General features: G+C 69.4%; 17 protein-coding genes. 3 read left to right on the forward strand and 14 right to left on the reverse strand.

All coding sequences use genetic code 11. The features are described 5' to 3' along the window. The first annotated feature begins 85 nt into the window (after positions 1–85). On the forward strand, positions 86–970 hold the full coding sequence (gene dapA, locus ACFYP5_RS05775) for a 4-hydroxy-tetrahydrodipicolinate synthase (RefSeq protein WP_389031102.1): 885 nt from the start codon (positions 86–88) through the stop codon (positions 968–970). On the opposite strand, the gene dapD is transcribed toward dapA, so the two are convergent. Continuing rightward, positions 967–1,953, reverse strand: a complete 987-nt coding sequence (dapD, locus tag ACFYP5_RS05780; protein WP_389031105.1) for a 2,3,4,5-tetrahydropyridine-2,6-dicarboxylate N-succinyltransferase — start codon at positions 1,951–1,953, stop codon at positions 967–969. The genes dapA and dapD overlap by 4 nt on opposite strands. Positions 1,954–2,044: 91 nt before the next feature. Next, positions 2,045–3,292: an MFS transporter gene (locus ACFYP5_RS05785; protein WP_389031108.1), complete on the reverse strand. Its 1,248-nt coding sequence runs from the start codon at positions 3,290–3,292 to the stop codon at positions 2,045–2,047. 100 nt (positions 3,293–3,392) lie between these two features. Here ACFYP5_RS05785 and ACFYP5_RS05790 point away from each other — a divergent pair, with 100 nt between their 5' ends. Beyond that, entirely contained in the window at positions 3,393–4,262 is an 870-nt protein-coding gene (locus tag ACFYP5_RS05790; protein WP_389031111.1) for a winged helix-turn-helix transcriptional regulator, read from the forward strand. A 94-nt stretch (positions 4,263–4,356) separates the two neighbouring features. Here ACFYP5_RS05790 and ACFYP5_RS05795 read toward each other — a convergent pair whose 3' ends face one another. Then, entirely contained in the window at positions 4,357–4,893 is a 537-nt protein-coding gene (locus ACFYP5_RS05795) for a TetR/AcrR family transcriptional regulator (RefSeq protein WP_389031113.1), read from the reverse strand. Further along, positions 4,893–5,213 (reverse strand): DMT family transporter, encoded by a 321-nt coding sequence (locus ACFYP5_RS05800; protein ID WP_389031116.1) that lies wholly within the window; start codon positions 5,211–5,213, stop codon positions 4,893–4,895. Before ACFYP5_RS05800 ends, ACFYP5_RS05795 begins: the two co-directional genes overlap by 1 nt. 275 nt (positions 5,214–5,488) lie before the next feature. Between ACFYP5_RS05800 and ACFYP5_RS05805 the strand changes: the two genes are divergently transcribed. Then, positions 5,489–6,511, forward strand: a complete 1,023-nt coding sequence (locus tag ACFYP5_RS05805) for a hypothetical protein (RefSeq protein WP_389031118.1) — start codon at positions 5,489–5,491, stop codon at positions 6,509–6,511. Positions 6,512–6,565: 54 nt separating this feature from the next. On the opposite strand, the gene ACFYP5_RS05810 is transcribed toward ACFYP5_RS05805, so the two are convergent. From ACFYP5_RS05810 to ACFYP5_RS05855, 10 genes are all read right to left on the reverse strand, one after another. Further along, positions 6,566–6,931: a VOC family protein gene (locus tag ACFYP5_RS05810; RefSeq protein WP_389031121.1), complete on the reverse strand. Its 366-nt coding sequence runs from the start codon at positions 6,929–6,931 to the stop codon at positions 6,566–6,568. 65 nt (positions 6,932–6,996) lie between these two features. After that, on the reverse strand, positions 6,997–8,391 hold the full coding sequence (locus tag ACFYP5_RS05815) for a DUF3616 domain-containing protein (protein ID WP_389031123.1): 1,395 nt from the start codon (positions 8,389–8,391) through the stop codon (positions 6,997–6,999). Between the two features lie 141 nt (positions 8,392–8,532). Then, entirely contained in the window at positions 8,533–8,871 is a 339-nt protein-coding gene (locus ACFYP5_RS05820; protein WP_030974666.1) for a metal-sulfur cluster assembly factor, read from the reverse strand. Continuing rightward, positions 8,868–9,323, reverse strand: a complete 456-nt coding sequence (gene sufU / locus ACFYP5_RS05825) for a Fe-S cluster assembly sulfur transfer protein SufU (protein WP_037822147.1) — start codon at positions 9,321–9,323, stop codon at positions 8,868–8,870. Before sufU ends, ACFYP5_RS05820 begins: the two co-directional genes overlap by 4 nt. Before the next feature lie 10 nt (positions 9,324–9,333). Next, positions 9,334–10,590, reverse strand: a complete 1,257-nt coding sequence (locus tag ACFYP5_RS05830) for a cysteine desulfurase (protein ID WP_389031125.1) — start codon at positions 10,588–10,590, stop codon at positions 9,334–9,336. Then, the gene (gene sufC / locus ACFYP5_RS05835; RefSeq protein WP_030919835.1) at positions 10,587–11,351 is read right to left on the reverse strand and encodes a Fe-S cluster assembly ATPase SufC; all 765 of its coding nucleotides are present in this window, start codon (positions 11,349–11,351) and stop codon (positions 10,587–10,589) included. The genes ACFYP5_RS05830 and sufC overlap by 4 nt, the downstream gene beginning before the upstream one ends. A gap of 7 nt (positions 11,352–11,358) precedes the next feature. Next, a complete protein-coding gene (locus tag ACFYP5_RS05840) occupies positions 11,359–11,676 on the reverse strand; it encodes a bifunctional 3-phenylpropionate/cinnamic acid dioxygenase ferredoxin subunit (RefSeq protein ID WP_030919832.1) in 318 nt (105 codons plus the stop codon). Continuing rightward, positions 11,676–12,857 carry a Fe-S cluster assembly protein SufD gene (sufD, locus tag ACFYP5_RS05845; RefSeq protein ID WP_389031128.1) on the reverse strand — a complete coding sequence of 394 codons (1,182 nt, stop codon included), beginning with the start codon at positions 12,855–12,857 and terminating at the stop codon, positions 11,676–11,678. Before sufD ends, ACFYP5_RS05840 begins: the two co-directional genes overlap by 1 nt. 59 nt (positions 12,858–12,916) lie before the next feature. Continuing rightward, positions 12,917–14,338 (reverse strand): Fe-S cluster assembly protein SufB, encoded by a 1,422-nt coding sequence (gene sufB / locus ACFYP5_RS05850; RefSeq protein WP_266986958.1) that lies wholly within the window; start codon positions 14,336–14,338, stop codon positions 12,917–12,919. Next, positions 14,335–15,075, reverse strand: coding sequence for a helix-turn-helix transcriptional regulator (locus ACFYP5_RS05855; protein WP_389031131.1), 741 nt, complete (start codon positions 15,073–15,075; stop codon positions 14,335–14,337). The genes sufB and ACFYP5_RS05855 overlap by 4 nt, the downstream gene beginning before the upstream one ends. Between the last annotated feature and the right edge of the window lie 58 nt (positions 15,076–15,133).

Below are 15,133 nucleotides of genomic sequence, written 5' to 3' on the forward strand. Positions count from 1 at the left end.
TATGGCCATTGTTCAGCGTTCCTTCCTCTTCACCCCAAGAAGAACTAAGTGGACCTTTACGGTCCCGCCGTCCGACACTTCGGACATGACAGCTTCCGTAGCTCCCTTCGGCCGCGCCCTCTGCGCCATGATCACTCCGTTCACCGCCGACGGCGACCTGGACCTGGACAGGGCCGGGAAGCATGCCGTCGGCCTCGTCGCCGACGGCTGCGACGGCCTGGTGCTCAGCGGAACCACCGGCGAGTCCCCGACCACCACCGACGCAGAGAAGACCGCACTGCTGCGCGCGGTCCGGGAAGCGGTCGGAGACGGCGTACCGCTCGTCACGGGGGTCGGCAGTGCGGACACCCGGCACACCGTGCAGCTGGCGCAGCAAGCCGAACAGGCCGGCGCGGACGGGCTGTTGGTCGTGACGCCGTACTACAGCAGGCCCCCGCAGGCCGCCGTCGAGGCGCACTTCGCTCGCGTCGCCGACGCGAGCGGCATTCCGCTGATGCTGTACGACATCCCCGGCCGCACCGGCACCCGGATCGGGCCGGCGACCCTGTTGCGGCTGGCCGAGCACCCGCGCATCGTGGCGGTGAAGGACTGCGCGTACGACCTGCTCGGGTCGACAAAGGTGATCGGCGCGACCTCGCTCGCGTACTACTCGGGTTGCGAGGAGCTCAACCTGCCGCTGTACGCGGTGGGCGCGGCGGGCTATGTCAGCACGGTCGCCAATGTGGCCCCTCGGCAACTGCGCGCGGTACTCGACGCGTTCGACGCCGGGGACACCGCGGAGGCCGCCCGGCTCAATCGGCTGACTGTGCCGCTCGCCGAGTTGATGATGGCGTCCGGCCTGCCCGGCACCGTGACGGTCAAGGCGCTGCTCGACGCGGGCCCGGTCCGGGAACCACTGCAGCCCGCCGGGCGCGAGGCGGCCGACGGGCTGCGGAAGGCGTACGAGGAACTGCTCGCCGCTACACGTTAGTTGTGGCTGTGCAGGACCTCGTTGAGGCCGTCCCACACCGCGTTGTTCGGGCGGGCCTCGACGGCGCCGGTGACCGAGTTGCGGCGGAAGAGGATGTTCGAGGCACCGGAGAGCTCTCGCGCCTTGACGATCTGGCCGTCCGGCAGCGTGATCCGCGTACCCGCGGTGATGTACAGACCGGCCTCGACGACGCACTCGTCGCCGAGCGCGATCCCGACGCCCGCCTCGGCGCCGATCAGGCAGCGCTCACCGATGACGATGCGCTCCTTGCCGCCGCCGGAGAGGGTGCCCATCGTGGAGGCGCCGCCGCCGATGTCGGAGCCGTTGCCGACGACGACGCCCGCGGAGATGCGGCCCTCGACCATCGACGTGCCGAGCGTGCCGGCGTTGAAGTTGACGAAGCCCTCGTGCATGACGGTCGTACCGGCGGCGAGGTGCGCCCCGAGCCTGACCCGGTCGGCGTCGGCGATCCGGACGCCCTTCGGCGCGACGTAGTCCGTCATCCGGGGGAACTTGTCGACCGAGGTGACCTGGAGGTGCAGGCCGTCGGCGCGGGCGTTCAGCCGCACCTTCTCCAGGTCGTCGACGGCGACCGGACCGAGCGACGTCCAGGCGACGTTGGTGAGGAGACCGAAAAGACCGTCCAGGTTCTGGCCGTGCGGCTGGACGAGGCGGTGCGAGAGGAGGTGCAGGCGCAGGTACGCGTCGTGCGCATCGAGCGGCTTGTCGTCGAGCGAGGCGATGACCGTACGGACGGCGACGACCTCGACACCGCGGCGGGCGTCCACGCCGATGGCCTTGGCCGCGCCCTCGCCGAGCAGGTTCACGGCGAGGTCGGGGGTGAGCCGCTCGGTTCCGGCCGGGCCGGGCTCGGCGGTGAGCGCGGGGGCGGGGTACCAGGTGTCGAGAACGGAACCGTCGCCGGCGATGGTGGCGAGTCCGGCGGCGACGGCGCCGGTGGTGCGAGAAGTCGTGTCGGTCATGACACGAAACCTAACCGGCGAGGCCCCGCCGGAGCCAACCGGTCTCGCCGGACGGTCACCGCGCGGCCCCCGCCGGCCTCGCACGATCCGGTCACCCGGACTGTGCCTGCCGTACGGGTGGCACCTGCCCGGCAGATGCGTCGCGTACCGGCCCCCGCGTGGTTCCCACGCCAGGCCCTCTCAGCCGCCGTGCCGCCAGCACCGCGAGGCCCGCGCCGCCCGCCAGCAGCGCACAGGCCGGCCAGAGCAGCTCGGGCGCGGTGGCGTAGAGCGCGCCGCCGAGCGGTGGCGCCAGCACCTGTCCGCTGATGGAGGCGCCCGCGTACAGACTCTGGAAGCGGCCCTGCGCATGGACGGGTGCCTGGTCGGCGACGTAGGCCGTGGCGGTGGTCTTGTAGAGGATCTCGCCCGCGGTCACCGACGCCATCATGGTGACGGCGAACAGCACCCCGGTCCCCGGGATCAGTGCCGCGAAGCCCAGCCCCACCAGCAACAGACCGGCACCGACGATGCTCAGCGGCGCCCGTCGGCGCAGCGCGTGCGTCACGGGGAGTTCGAGACAGAGGATGACGCCGCCGTTGATGGCGAGCAGCCAGCCGTAGAACTGGGTGCTGCGGCCGTGATCGGCGAGGAAGACCGGCAGGGTCGAGTACTGCTGCCGGTAGACGAGGTCCACGCAGAGGATCGCGGCGAGCAGCACCGGTACCGCGGGCCTTGCCCGCAGCTCCTGCCTGAGCCCTGGCGCGTCGGGGTCGTGGGCCGGCCGGGTGTGTACGGTGCCGCGTGCCGGGAGCACCTTCGATGCGTACACGGCGAAGAGCAGCGTCCCGAGCCCGTCGACGACGAACAGGCAGTCGTACGAGAAGTGGGCGGCGATCAGCGCGCCGAGCGGTGGGCCGACGGTGAAGCCCGCGTTGCCCCCGGCGCGCATCACGGCGAAGCTCTGGCGGCGGCCGCCCTCGGGCACGGAGACGGCGACGAGTGCGGAGTTGGCGGCGCGCACGACGCCGGCCGCGTACTGCGCGAGCGGCAGCACCCCGTACATCGCCGCGATCGGCAGGACCGGCAGGGTGACGAGCGCCGCGCCGCTCACCAGCGCGCCCGCGAGGAGCATCCTGCGGTGGCCGTAGTGGTCGCCGAACCAACCGCCGGTGAAGTTCCCGGCGACCAGGCCGACCCCGCCGATGCCCGCGATCACTCCGGCCTGCGGGACGGTCAGTTCGCGCGGTCCGGTCAGATAGACGAAGAGATAGACGAAGGTGAAGCTGACGACTCCATTGAGGAAGGCGCCGAAGGCCAACAGCCGCACCGTCCGCGGCACGTTCCGCAGCATCCCCATCCCCATCACCCTCCCCAGTGAGTTCCCCTTGGGAACGGACTATGGCAGCATGCTTTCCGCGGGTCAATCCATGGGGAAGAGAACGGAAGAAGACGAAGCAATGCCGCAGCGCACCAGCCTGGCCGACGCCGACTGCGCGATCGCCCAGGCCCTCGATGTCGTCGGCGACTGGTGGACCCTGCTGATCGTGCGGGACACCGCGCGCGGGGTGCACCGCTTCGACGCGCTCCAGCAGGAGCTGGGCATGTCCCGCAAGGTGCTCACCGAGCGACTGCGCCTCCTGGTGGACGCAGAGGTACTGAGCCGGGAGCCGTACCAGGACCGCCCGGCCCGGTACGAGTACCGGCTCACCCCGCGCGGTCGGGCACTGCTGCCTGTGCTGATCGCGCTCCAGGACTGGGGCGACACCTGGGTGACGGGAGACGGAGAGACGATGGCGACGACCACGGAGGCGTCCCGGGAGGCGGCGCGGGTGCACGCACTCGTGGGCACACGCCTGCCCGAGCTGCAACTCCTCGACAGCTACGGCGTGCTGAGCGACCCGGTCGCCGACGCCCCGTACACCGTCCTGTACTGCTTTCCGGGCGCGTACGCCCGCCGGGACGCCTATCCGCCCGGCTGGGCGGAGATCCCGGGCGCGCGCGGCTGCACGCTCGAGTCCTGCACGTACCGCGACCAGTTGGCCGAGTTCACGGCGGCGGGGGCGATCGTGCACGGAGTCTCCACCCAACGCCCGGACGAGCAGCGGTCGTTCGCGGACGCGGAGGGGCTGCGCTTCCCACTGCTGTCCGACGCGGAGCTGGAGCTGGCGGCAGCGCTGCGCCTGCCGACGTTCCGGGTCGCGGGGGTCAGCCGGCTGAAGCGGCTGACGCTGGTGGTGGACCGGGACCGGACGGTCCGCGAGGCGCTGTATCCGATCACGGACATCGAGGCGAGCGTGCGGGCGGCACTGACGGCGGTCGGCGGCTGACCCGGCCGGTCGCGTTCGGCCTGCCGGCGAGCGATGCGCCGACGCCCACCCGGCCCGGAACCGCTCCGCTCCGGCCTGCCCTGGCCGGCCCGGGTCAGCCGATGATCCGGGCCAGCATCTCCCGCGCGTACGCCGCTTCGTACGTCCCGCCCGTCAGCAGCACCTGCAGACAGATCCCGTCCATCAGCGCTGTCAACGCCCGCGCGGTGGCCGGGTCGGTGCGTCCGGCGAGCAGCTCGGCGGTACCGTCCGTCCACTCGGCCGCGACAGGCCGCAGCGTGGGCCGGCGCAGCGCCGCGAGATACAGCTCGTACTCCAGCTCCAGTCGCCCGCGCCCGCCGGAGAACCACTCCCCCAGCAGCCGGGCCAGCTCCTCGGCGAGGTCCGCGTCCGGCGCGAGGAGCGCCTCGCTCTCCCGCATGACGCGGGCGAAGTTCTCGTTCGACCGGCGCAGCGCGGCGATCAGCAGCTCGTCGAGCGAGGCGAAGTGATACGTCGTCGAACCGAGCGGCACATCGGCCTCGGCGGCGACGGAGCGGTGGCTGAGCCCCGCGATGCCCTTGGCGCCCACCACACGGATCGCCGCGTCGATGATGCGGCCGCGGCGCTCGGGGTCGTAACGGCGGGCCATCAGTGGGCTCCGCCCAGATTGAGCACCACCACACCGGCGATGACCAGGGCGATGCCCGCCAGCTTGACCGGGTTGCCGGACTCGCCCATGAACAGGACGCCGATGGTGGCGACCGCGGCCGTGCCGATCCCGGCCCAGATGGCGTACGCGGTACCCATGGACAGCGTCTTGAGGGTCTGCGCGAGCAGCGAGAAGGCCAGCAGATAGCCGGCGACGGTGATGAGCGAGGGCCACAGCCGGGTGAAGCCCTCGCTGTACTTCATGGCCGTCGTCCCGGCCACCTCCGCCGCGATGGCCGCGGCCAGCAGCCCGTATCCCATGCGGGTGAGTGTACGCATCGTTGCGTACATCTGTACACAACGGTGCCGGACCCGGCTCCCCCCCGGCCCGCGGCGGTCGTTGCCGCCGGCCGGGATCCCCTGCCGGGTCCGGACCGCTACGGTGTCCCGACCGGCACACAGCAACGACGACAGACAACGGAGCAGCAGTGGCGCAGGACGCAGGGTGGGGCGGCGGTGTGCCCGGGGGCGGCACACCGTACGGAGGAGCGCCGTACGGGGGGCCTCCCGGGCCACCGGGATGGGGCGGCGGCTGGATGCCGCCGCCGAAGCCCGGGGTGATACCACTCCGGCCCCTCGGCCTCGGGGACATACTCGGTGGAGCCTTCTCCACGATGGGCCGCTACTGGAAGCAGCTGTTCGGCGTGGGCGCGGCCGTGTACGGCGGGGCACTGGTCGTCGTCGGGGCGGCGGTCGCGATCGCGTACTCCGCGGTCAGCGACCCTCTGCACCGGGTCATGGGGCTCTCCTCGCAGCAGAGCCCGCGCACGGAGGACGTCGTGCCGCTGGTGATCGCCCTCGGCGCCGTCTGGCTGGTGGCCGTCCTGGTGCTGATGACCGCCACGGCGATGATGTACGCGACGGTTCCGGCGGTTCTGCAGGACGCGGTTCTGGGCCGGCCGACCACCTTCGGCATCATCTGGCGCCGGGCCTGGGCGCGGGTCCCGGCCGTGATCGGTACGGTGCTCCTGACCTCCCTGGTCGCGGTGGTCCCGGCGGTGCTCATGATGCTCGCCTTCATCGCCATGACGATCACCTTCATCACCCTGGACAGCGGATCCGGCAGCGGGGTGGCGATCGCGGTGGGCATCCTGGGCGCTCTGGCCACCGCCCCGTTGGCGATCTGGCTCTGGGTGAAGTTCTCGCTGGCCCCCGCGGCCGCGGTCTTCGAGGGGCAGCGCCCGATCGCGGCGCTGCGCCGCTCGTCGCAGCTGGTGCGCGGCGACTGGTGGCGGATCTTCGGCATCTCGCTGCTGGCCATGCTCATGGCGGCCGTGGCGAGCTACATCATCCAGCTGCCGTTCTCGATCCTCGGTATGTTCCCCGGCGTGCTCGGCATGGAAAGCCTGGGCTCCGACCCGAATGCGGCAGCGGTCGTTGTCGCCATGAGCGGCTACCTGGTGGTGACGCTGCTGGGACAGCTGGTCAGCCAGCTCGTCTCGGCGACGTTCCCGCAGCTGGTGACCGGTCTGCTGTACGTCGACCGTCGGATGCGCAACGAGAACCTGGGGCCGGTGCTCGCCGAAGCCGCGGCCGTACCCCCGCAGTTCGGCCCGTGAGAACGGGTCGGGCCCGTACACACGGGCCCGACCCGGTACGGGTGCAGGCGGCTCTCAGTCGATGAGCGAGTTCTTCGGGCTCAGCACACAGAATTCGTTCCCCTCGGGGTCTGCCAGCACCACCCAGCTCGCATCGGCGCTCTGGCCGATGTCCGGCCGGGTGGCCCCGAGGCCGATGATCCGCGCGACCTCCACGGCCTGGTCGTCGGGGGCGAGGTCGATGTGCAGACGGTTCTTCACCGTCTTCCCCTCCGGTACGGGGACGAAGGTGATGCCGGGCACGGCGTCCTTGTCGGCGCCGATGACGATTTCGTCATCGGCTTCGAAGAGCAACTTCCAGTCGAGCACCCGGCACCAGAACCGGGCCTGCGACGGCAGATCGTGGGCGTCGACGACGATGGAGTAAAAGGAAACGGCCATGTCCACCAGTCTGCCCGGTGGACATGGCCGTTCGCCATGACAGAACGCGAAGCCGCGCCCGGTCGTCAGCTGCTGACGGTGAACGAGACGGCACGGGACTTCTTCCACTCGGCGTGGTCGAGGTCCTTCGCCTCCGTACCGTCCCCGTACAGGTCGGCAGAGCCGGCATCCGTGATCAGCTGGGCCCGCGCGCCCGGCACCGTCAGGTCCGGCACGTCGACGACGGCCTCCCAGCCGCCCGGGTCGGCGGTCGGCAGATCGGCCCGCTTGACCGGCGCGTGTCCGGCGACGCCGTCCCACGAGTAGAGGGCGTACGGGTCGGAGTTGTCATCGGCCGCCCAGGAACCGGCCACGATCAGATACTGGTCGGCGGCGTTCTTCCGGATGTCCCGGATGCTGAGCCCGCCGAGGTCCAGCTCGATCGGTGTGCCGATGACCGCCTTCGCCCCGCTCCCGGCCACCTTGTCGAAGTTGGTGACGGGCACGACCAGCGCCTTGCCGCCTTCGCTCGGCGGTACGAGCGGGGCACGGAAGCCGAGGTACGCGGTGGTGGTCGAGCCGGGCGCGAACTCCAGTCCCTCGACGTTGAACCCGTCGATCTGCTTGGGCACCTGACCGCTCGCCGTACCCGCGGCGAAGCCGTACCGGTTGCCGTTCGCCTTGTCCCAGGCGACGAGGTCGTCCCGCAGCTTCTTGTACGAGCCGCCGACCGTCAGCTGGGTGGCGGCACCCGATCCGGTCACCGTCGTGGTGAAGACGGTGTTGCGGGCGGATTTGTACTCGCCGTCCTTGTTGTTGCCGAGCGAACCGGTCCAGTAGATGGTGTTCCCGACCCGGGTCGCGCCCTCGATGTCGATCTCCTTGTCCACGCCGAGCGCCGAGCCGACGTCCCAGCTCTTCACGGGTGCACCGGAAGCCGAACGGCTGTACAGCCGCAGCGTGTTGGACTCGTCGTCGGCCACCACCGCATACCCGCCCCCGACATCGACGGCGGCCGAGGCGTCCGAGGACCCGGTGAGGTAGCGCGTGTCGGCGGAGTTCTGCACGGCGGCGGACGCGGCGTAGTGCAGCGTCTTGGTGGCGGTCTTGCCGCCGAGCCCGGTGACCTTGATCGTGAGGTCCGTGTAGCCGCGCGCGTGCGCGGCGACCGTGAGCTGCCGGGTGGCGCCGGTCCCCGTCACGGTCACATCCCCGGTTCCGGCGACGGACGACTTGGAGCTGGCGGACGCCGCCACACCGAGCGCGGTGACATCTGCGCCGCTCTGCGCGACGGTGACGGTGACCACGGGGTCGCCGGTCGCTGCGACGGCGCCGGAAAGGTAGGCGGCCGACAGAGTGATCGTCGGGGTCCCGTAAGTGGCGGCGTGCGCGGGGGAGTTCAGCCCCAGGGTGGCCAGCACAAGAACGCCGGCCGCGGCGGTGGCCGCCCGGCGGTTCTGGAGCGAAAGCTGATGCAGCACAGCGTGCCTCTCGTCGGCGTGATGTCGAGGAGTAGGGTCCGGTTCCCGCGCCAACGGCGGACACACACCTTGCGTACGGCAGACGAACAACGTCGAACGGCCCCCGGCGGAAGCCGGGGGCCGTTCGACGATGCAGGTGTCTCAGACGTTGAAGCCGAGCGCACGCAGCTGCTCGCGCCCGTCATCCGTGATCTTGTCCGGCCCCCACGGCGGCATCCAGACCCAGTTGATCCGCAGCTCACTGACGATGCCGTCGGTCGCGGACTTCGCCTGGTCCTCGATGACATCGGTCAGCGGGCAGGCCGCGGACGTCAGCGTCATGTCGAGGGTGGCGATGTTGGCGTCGTCGATGTGGATGCCGTAGATCAGGCCCAGGTTGACGACGTCGATGCCCAGTTCGGGGTCGACGACGTCGTACAGGGCCTCGCGGACCTCCTCCTCGGAGGCCGGCTTGGTGGTGAGAGTCTCGTTGTCGCTCATGCCGTCTTCCCTTCGGACAGCGCCTGCGCCGTCGCATCCTTCCACGCCATCCAGCTCAGCAGCGCGCACTTGACCCGGGCCGGGTACTTCGAGACACCGGCGAACGCGACCGCGTCCTCCAGCACCTCCTCCATCGCATCGTCCGGCTCCAGCTGGCCCTTCGACTGCATCAGCTCCAGGAAGGTCTCCTGGATCTTCTGCGCCTCGCCCAGCTCCTTGCCGACCAGCAGCTCGTTCAGCACGGAGGCGGAGGCCTGGCTGATGGAGCAGCCCTGACCCTCGTACGACACGTCGGCGATGGTCTCGCCGTCGTACCTCACCCGGAGCGTGATCTCGTCGCCGCACGTCGGGTTGACGTGGTGCACCTCGGCGTCGCCGTCCCGCAGGCCGCGCCCGTGGGGGTGCTTGTAGTGGTCCAGGATCACTTCCTGGTACATCGAATCAAGCTTCACCAGTCAACCCTCAGCCGAAGAAGTTCCGTACGTGTTCCAGACCGTCCACCAGGGCGTCGACCTCGGCAGGCGTGGAGTACAGATAGAACGACGCTCGCGTCGTCGCAGGAATTCCGTACCGCAGGCAGACCGGCCGTGCGCAGTGGTGTCCGACCCGGACCGCGATGCCCTGCTCGTCGAGGACCTGGCCCACGTCGTGCGGGTGGATGTCGCCGAGCGTGAACGAGATCGTGGCGCCGCGGTCCTCCGCGGTGGCCGGACCGATGATCTTGAGGTCCGGGACCTCCAGGAGACGCTTCACCGCGTACTCGGTGATCGCGTGCTCGTGCTGGAAGATCTTGTCCATGCCGATCGCCGAGAGGTAGTCCACGGCCGCGCCGAGGCCGACGGCCTGCGCGATCGGGGGCGTACCCGCCTCGAACTTGTGCGGTGCAGGGGCGTATGTCGACGAGTGCATCGACACGGTCTCGATCATCTCGCCACCACCGAGGAACGGCGGCAGGTCCTCCAGCAGTTCCTGGCGGCCCCAGAGCACACCGATGCCGGTCGGGCCGACCATCTTGTGACCGGTGAAGGCCACGAAGTCGGCCTGCAGCGCCTGCACGTCGAGCACCATGTGCGGGGCGGCCTGCGAGGCGTCGATGCAGACCAGCGCGCCGACCTGCTGGGCACGACGGATGATCTTCTCGACCGGGTTGATCGTGCCCATGATGTTGGAGACCAGCGTGAAGGAGACGATCTTCGTCTTCTCCGTGATGACCTCGTCGATGTCGGACAGGTCGAGACGGCCGTCGTCGGTGATGCCGAACCACTTCAGCTTCGCGCCGGTGCGCTGCGAGAGCAGCTGCCACGGCACGATGTTGGAGTGGTGCTCCATCTCCGTGGTGACGATCTCGGTCTCGTGATCCACCCGGTAGGGCTCGTCGGCCCAGCCGAGCATGTTCGCCACCAGGTTGAGCGACTCCGAGGCGTTCTTGGTGAAGATCACCTCGTTGCGGCTCGGCGCGTTGATGAACGCGGCGACCTTGTCACGAGCGCCTTCGTACAGCGCCGTGGCCTCCTCCGCGATCGTGTACACACCTCGGTGGACGTTGGCGTTGTGCCGCTCGTAGTACTCACTGAGAGCGTCGAGCACCTGGCGCGGCTTCTGCGAAGTCGCCGCGCTGTCCAGGTAGACGATCTTCTTCCCGTCGTGGACCGTACGATCCAGCAGGGGGAAGTCCTTGCGGATCGCCTCGGTGTCGAGGAGGCCCGGCAGCTGTGTCACGCGGAAGCGCCACCCTTCACATATGCCTCGTAGCCCTCGTTCTCCAGCTTGTCGGCGAGCTCGGCGCCGCCGGACTCGGCGATACGGCCGTTGGCGAAGACGTGCACGAAGTCGGGCTTGATGTAACGGAGGATCCGCGTGTAGTGCGTGATCAGCAGCGTGCCGACCTCGCCGGTCTCGCGGACCCGGTTGACACCCTCGGAGACGACGCGCAGGGCGTCGACGTCCAGGCCGGAGTCGGTCTCGTCGAGGATCGCGACCTTCGGCTTGAGAAGCTCCAGCTGAAGGATCTCGTGGCGCTTCTTCTCACCGCCGGAGAAGCCCTCGTTGACGTTGCGCTCGGCGAACGCCGGGTCCATCTGGAGGTCGGCCATCGTCTCCTTGACCTCCTTCACCCAGGTACGCAGCTTGGGCGCCTCGCCGCGGACGGCGGTGGCGGAGGTACGCAGGAAGTTGGAGACCGAGACACCGGGGATCTCGACCGGGTACTGCATGGCCAGGAAGAGGCCGGCGCGGGCGCGCTCGTCGACGGTCATCGCCAGGACGTCCTCGCCGTCCAGGGTCACCGTGCCGCTGGTGATCGTGTACTTGGGGTGACCCGCGAGGGAGTACGCGAGGGTCGACTTGCCGGACCCGTTGGGGCCCATGATGGCGTGGGTCTCGCCCTGCTTCACGATCAGGTCGACGCCCTTGAGGATCTCCTTCGTGGCGTTGTCGGCCTCGACGGAGACGTGCAGGTCGCGGATTTCAAGCGTTGCCATGGGTGACTCAGGACTCCTGGGTGACGGAGACGAGCACATCGTCCCCTTCGATCTTGACGGGGTATACGGGGACGGGGCGCGTCGCGGGAAGACCGGACGGCTTGCCGGTGCGCAGGTCGAAGCTGGAGCCGTGCAGCCAGCACTCGATCATGCAGTCCTCGACCTCTCCCTCGGACAGTGAGACGTTCGCGTGCGAGCAGATGTCGTTGATCGCGAACACCTCGCCCTCGGTGCGGACCAGGGAGACCGGCGTACCGTCGAGCTCCACCCGCTTCGGGGTGTCCTCCTCCAGCTCGCTCAGCGCACAGACTTTGACGAAGGCCATCAGACGGAAGCCTTCAGCTCGGCCTCGATCTTGTCGAGCAGACGGGCCTCGACGTCCGGCAGACCGATCTGCTGGACGAGCTCGGCGAAGAAACCGCGCACGACGAGCCGTCGGGCCTCCTCGGCCGGGATGCCGCGGGACATCAGGTAGAAGAGCTGCTCGTCGTCGAAGCGGCCGGTGGCGGAGGCGTGACCGGCGCCGACGATCTCGCCGGTCTCGATCTCCAGGTTCGGCACGGAGTCGACCCGCGCACCGTCCGTGAGAACCAGGTTGCGGTTCATCTCGTACGTGTCGGTGCCCTCGGCCTTGGCCTGGATGAGGACGTCACCGATCCAGACGGCGTGCGCGTCCTGGCCCTGCAACGCGCCCTTGTAGACGGCGTTGGACTTGCAGTGCGGGGTGTTGTGGTCGACCAGGAGGCGGTGCTCCTGGTGCTGGCCCTTGTCGGTGAAGTACAGACCGAAGAGCTCGGCCTCGCCACCCGTGCCCGCGTAGGCGACCCGCGGGTGGAGCCGGACCAGGTCGCCGCCGAAGGTGACGACGATCGACTTGAAGGTGGCGTCCCGGCCGATCAGCGCGTTGTGCTGGGCGGCGTGGACGGCGGTGTCGTCCCAGTCCTGGACGGAGACGACGGTGAGCTTCGCGCCGTCACCGAGGACGTACTCGACGTTGCCCGCGACGACCGCGTCACCGGTGTGGTCGATGACGACGACGGCCTCGGCGAAGGCTCCGAGCTCGACGACCTGGTGGGCGTAGGCCACACCGCCCTCGCCGTGCACGGCGATCCGGATCGGCTCGGGAAGCACTGCCTCCTTGGCGACCGTGATGACCGAGGCCCGCTCGAAGGACGAGTACGCCTGGGCGGCGACGCGGTCCACCGGGGTGCCGGCCCGGCCGAGCCGGGCGTCGTCACGGCCGACGGTCTCCACGGTGACGCCCTCGGGGGCCTCCACGGCGACCTTGACGGCACCACCGGTCGCGACGGCGGTGCCGTCGTGCAGCCCGCGCAGCCGCTCCAGCGGCGTGAATCGCCACTCCTCCTCGCGGCCGTGCGGGACCGGGAAGTCCGCTACGTCGAAGGACGGGGGCGCACTCGTGCGCGTGGCGACGGTCGACTCGGCGGCCACCGCGATGGACCCGGTGGTGGTGGACCCCGCCGGAATGTTCTGAGCCTCAGCCATGGCTGTCGTAGTGCTCGCTTTCTCTGTCAAAAGTCGGGGGATTCGGTCGTCAGGCTGTGCTAGCCGACCGAACCCTCCATCTGCAGCTCGATCAGCCGGTTGAGCTCGAGCGCGTACTCCATGGGCAGCTCGCGCGCGATCGGCTCGACGAAGCCGCGCACGATCATGGCCATGGCCTCGAACTCGGTCAGACCACGGCTCATCAGGTAGAAGAGCTGGTCCTCGGAGACCTTGGAGACGGTGGCCTCGTGACCCATGGACACGTCGTCCTCGCGGACGTCCACGTACGGGTACGTGTCGGAGCGGGAGATCGTGTCGACCAGGAGCGCGTCGCACAGCACGTTGGACTTGGAGCCCGCGGCGCCCTCGCCGATCTCGACCAGACCGCGGTACGAGGTACGGCCGCCGCCTCGCGCCACCGACTTGGAGACGATGTTGGAGGAGGTGTTCGGCGCCATGTGGACCATCTTGGATCCGGCGTCCTGGTGCTGGCCCTCGCCCGCGAAGGCGATGGAGAGCGTCTCGCCCTTGGCGTGCTCGCCCATCAGGTAGACGGCCGGGTACTTCATGGTGACCTTGGAGCCGATGTTGCCGTCGACCCACTCCATGGTCGCGCCCTCGTACGCCACGGCGCGCTTGGTGACCAGGTTGTAGACGTTGTTCGACCAGTTCTGGATCGTCGTGTAGCGGCAGCGGCCGCCCTTCTTAACGATGATCTCGACAACGGCGGAGTGCAGCGAGTCCGAGGAGTAGATCGGCGCGGTGCAGCCCTCGACGTAGTGGACGTAGGCGTCCTCGTCGACGATGATCAGCGTCCGCTCGAACTGGCCCATGTTCTCCGTGTTGATACGGAAGTAGGCCTGCAGCGGGATGTCGACGTGGACACCCTTCGGCACGTAGATGAACGAGCCACCGGACCACACGGCCGAGTTCAGCGAGGCGAACTTGTTGTCGCCGACCGGGATGACCGTGCCGAAGTACTCCTTGAAGAGCTCCGGGTGCTCCTTCAGTGCGGTGTCCGTGTCGAGGAAGATGACGCCCTGCTCCTCCAGGTCCTCACGGATCTGGTGGTAGACGACCTCGGACTCGTACTGCGCGGCGACACCGGCGACCAGGCGCTGCTTCTCCGCCTCCGGGATGCCGAGCTTGTCGTACGTGTTCTTGATGTCCTCGGGCAGGTCCTCCCAGGACTCCGCCTGCTTCTCGGTGGACCGCACGAAGTACTTGATGTTGTCGAAGTCGATGCCCGACAGGTCCGAGCCCCAGTTCGGCATGGGCTTCTTGTCGAACAGGCGCAGGCCCTTGAGACGGAGCTTCAGCATCCACTCGGGCTCGTTCTTCTTTGCCGAGATGTCGCGTACGACAGCCTCGGAGAGGCCGCGCTTGGCCGCCGCGCCTGCCGCGTCGGAGTCGGCCCAGCCGAATTCGTACGTACCCAGACCCTCGAGCTCAGGGTGGGCAGTCTCCGTGGGGAGCGTCATGCGGGGTTCCTCCCGGCCGTGCTTGCAGATGCGGATGTGGTGGTCTGTGCGCTTGCGGGTCCGCCGCGCGGTACGAACGTCGTGCACACCCCGTCGCCATGGGCGATGGTGGCCAGACGTTGCACATGGGTCCCGAGCAGGCTGGAGAAGATCTCCGTCTCCGCCTCGCACAGCTGCGGGAACTGCTCGGCGACATGTGCGACCGGGCAGTGGTGCTGGCACAGCTGCTCGCCCTGCTGAGGGCCCGGCGCGCTTCGCGCCGTAGCAGCGTACCCGTCGGTGGACAAGGCCTTGGCCAGCGCCTCCGTGCGCTTCTCGGGGGCCGCCGCGTCGATCGTCTTGCGGTAGGCCGCCGACTGGGCGGCGGCCCTCGCGCGGACGAAGGCGACGACCGCTTCGTCGCCCGCGGTCTCGGCGATCCAGCGAAGAGCGTCGGCGGCAAGCTTGTCGTACGACTGGTCGAAGGCGTCCCGGCCGCAGTCGGTCAGGGCGAACACCTTGGCCGGACGGCCGCGGGTCCGCGCCCCGTACACCCGCTGCTCGCGGGCCTCGACGACACGGTCGGAGACGAGGGCGTCCAGATGGCGGCGGACGGCGGCCTGGGTCAGCCCCAGGCGCTTCGCCAGATCGGCGACGGTGGACGGGCCGTGGTCCAGGATGGAGCGCGCGACCCGGTTGCGCGTCGAGCGCTCTCCGGTCGCGAGTTCCTCCTGCGGAGCCTCGCCCTGGTATTTCACAACGCCATTGTTGCGTAATTCCTCCGGCCCTGACAACCACGGTCCGAAACGATCAATG

This window comes from Streptomyces sp. NPDC005262, from assembly GCF_042872425.1.
Taxonomy (GTDB): Bacteria; Actinomycetota; Actinomycetes; order Streptomycetales; family Streptomycetaceae; genus Streptomyces.

Excerpts from the sequence above, each read along its gene's own strand:
- dapA (WP_389031102.1), top strand. The coding sequence starts at position 86 with ATGACAGCTTCCGTAGCTCCCTTCGGCCGCGCCCTCTGCGCCATGATC.
- dapD (WP_389031105.1), bottom strand. The coding sequence starts at position 1,953 with ATGACCGACACGACTTCTCGCACCACCGGCGCCGTCGCCGCCGGACTC.
- ACFYP5_RS05785 (WP_389031108.1), bottom strand. The coding sequence starts at position 3,292 with ATGGGGATGCTGCGGAACGTGCCGCGGACGGTGCGGCTGTTGGCCTTC.
- ACFYP5_RS05790 (WP_389031111.1), top strand. The coding sequence starts at position 3,393 with ATGCCGCAGCGCACCAGCCTGGCCGACGCCGACTGCGCGATCGCCCAG.
- ACFYP5_RS05795 (WP_389031113.1), bottom strand. The coding sequence starts at position 4,893 with ATGGCCCGCCGTTACGACCCCGAGCGCCGCGGCCGCATCATCGACGCG.
- ACFYP5_RS05800 (WP_389031116.1), bottom strand. The coding sequence starts at position 5,213 with ATGGGATACGGGCTGCTGGCCGCGGCCATCGCGGCGGAGGTGGCCGGG.
- ACFYP5_RS05805 (WP_389031118.1), top strand. The coding sequence starts at position 5,489 with ATGCCGCCGCCGAAGCCCGGGGTGATACCACTCCGGCCCCTCGGCCTC.
- ACFYP5_RS05810 (WP_389031121.1), bottom strand. The coding sequence starts at position 6,931 with ATGGCCGTTTCCTTTTACTCCATCGTCGTCGACGCCCACGATCTGCCG.
- ACFYP5_RS05820 (WP_030974666.1), bottom strand. The coding sequence starts at position 8,871 with ATGAGCGACAACGAGACTCTCACCACCAAGCCGGCCTCCGAGGAGGAG.
- sufC (WP_030919835.1), bottom strand. The coding sequence starts at position 11,351 with ATGGCAACGCTTGAAATCCGCGACCTGCACGTCTCCGTCGAGGCCGAC.
- ACFYP5_RS05840 (WP_030919832.1), bottom strand. The coding sequence starts at position 11,676 with ATGGCCTTCGTCAAAGTCTGTGCGCTGAGCGAGCTGGAGGAGGACACC.
- sufD (WP_389031128.1), bottom strand. The coding sequence starts at position 12,857 with ATGGCTGAGGCTCAGAACATTCCGGCGGGGTCCACCACCACCGGGTCC.
- sufB (WP_266986958.1), bottom strand. The coding sequence starts at position 14,338 with ATGACGCTCCCCACGGAGACTGCCCACCCTGAGCTCGAGGGTCTGGGT.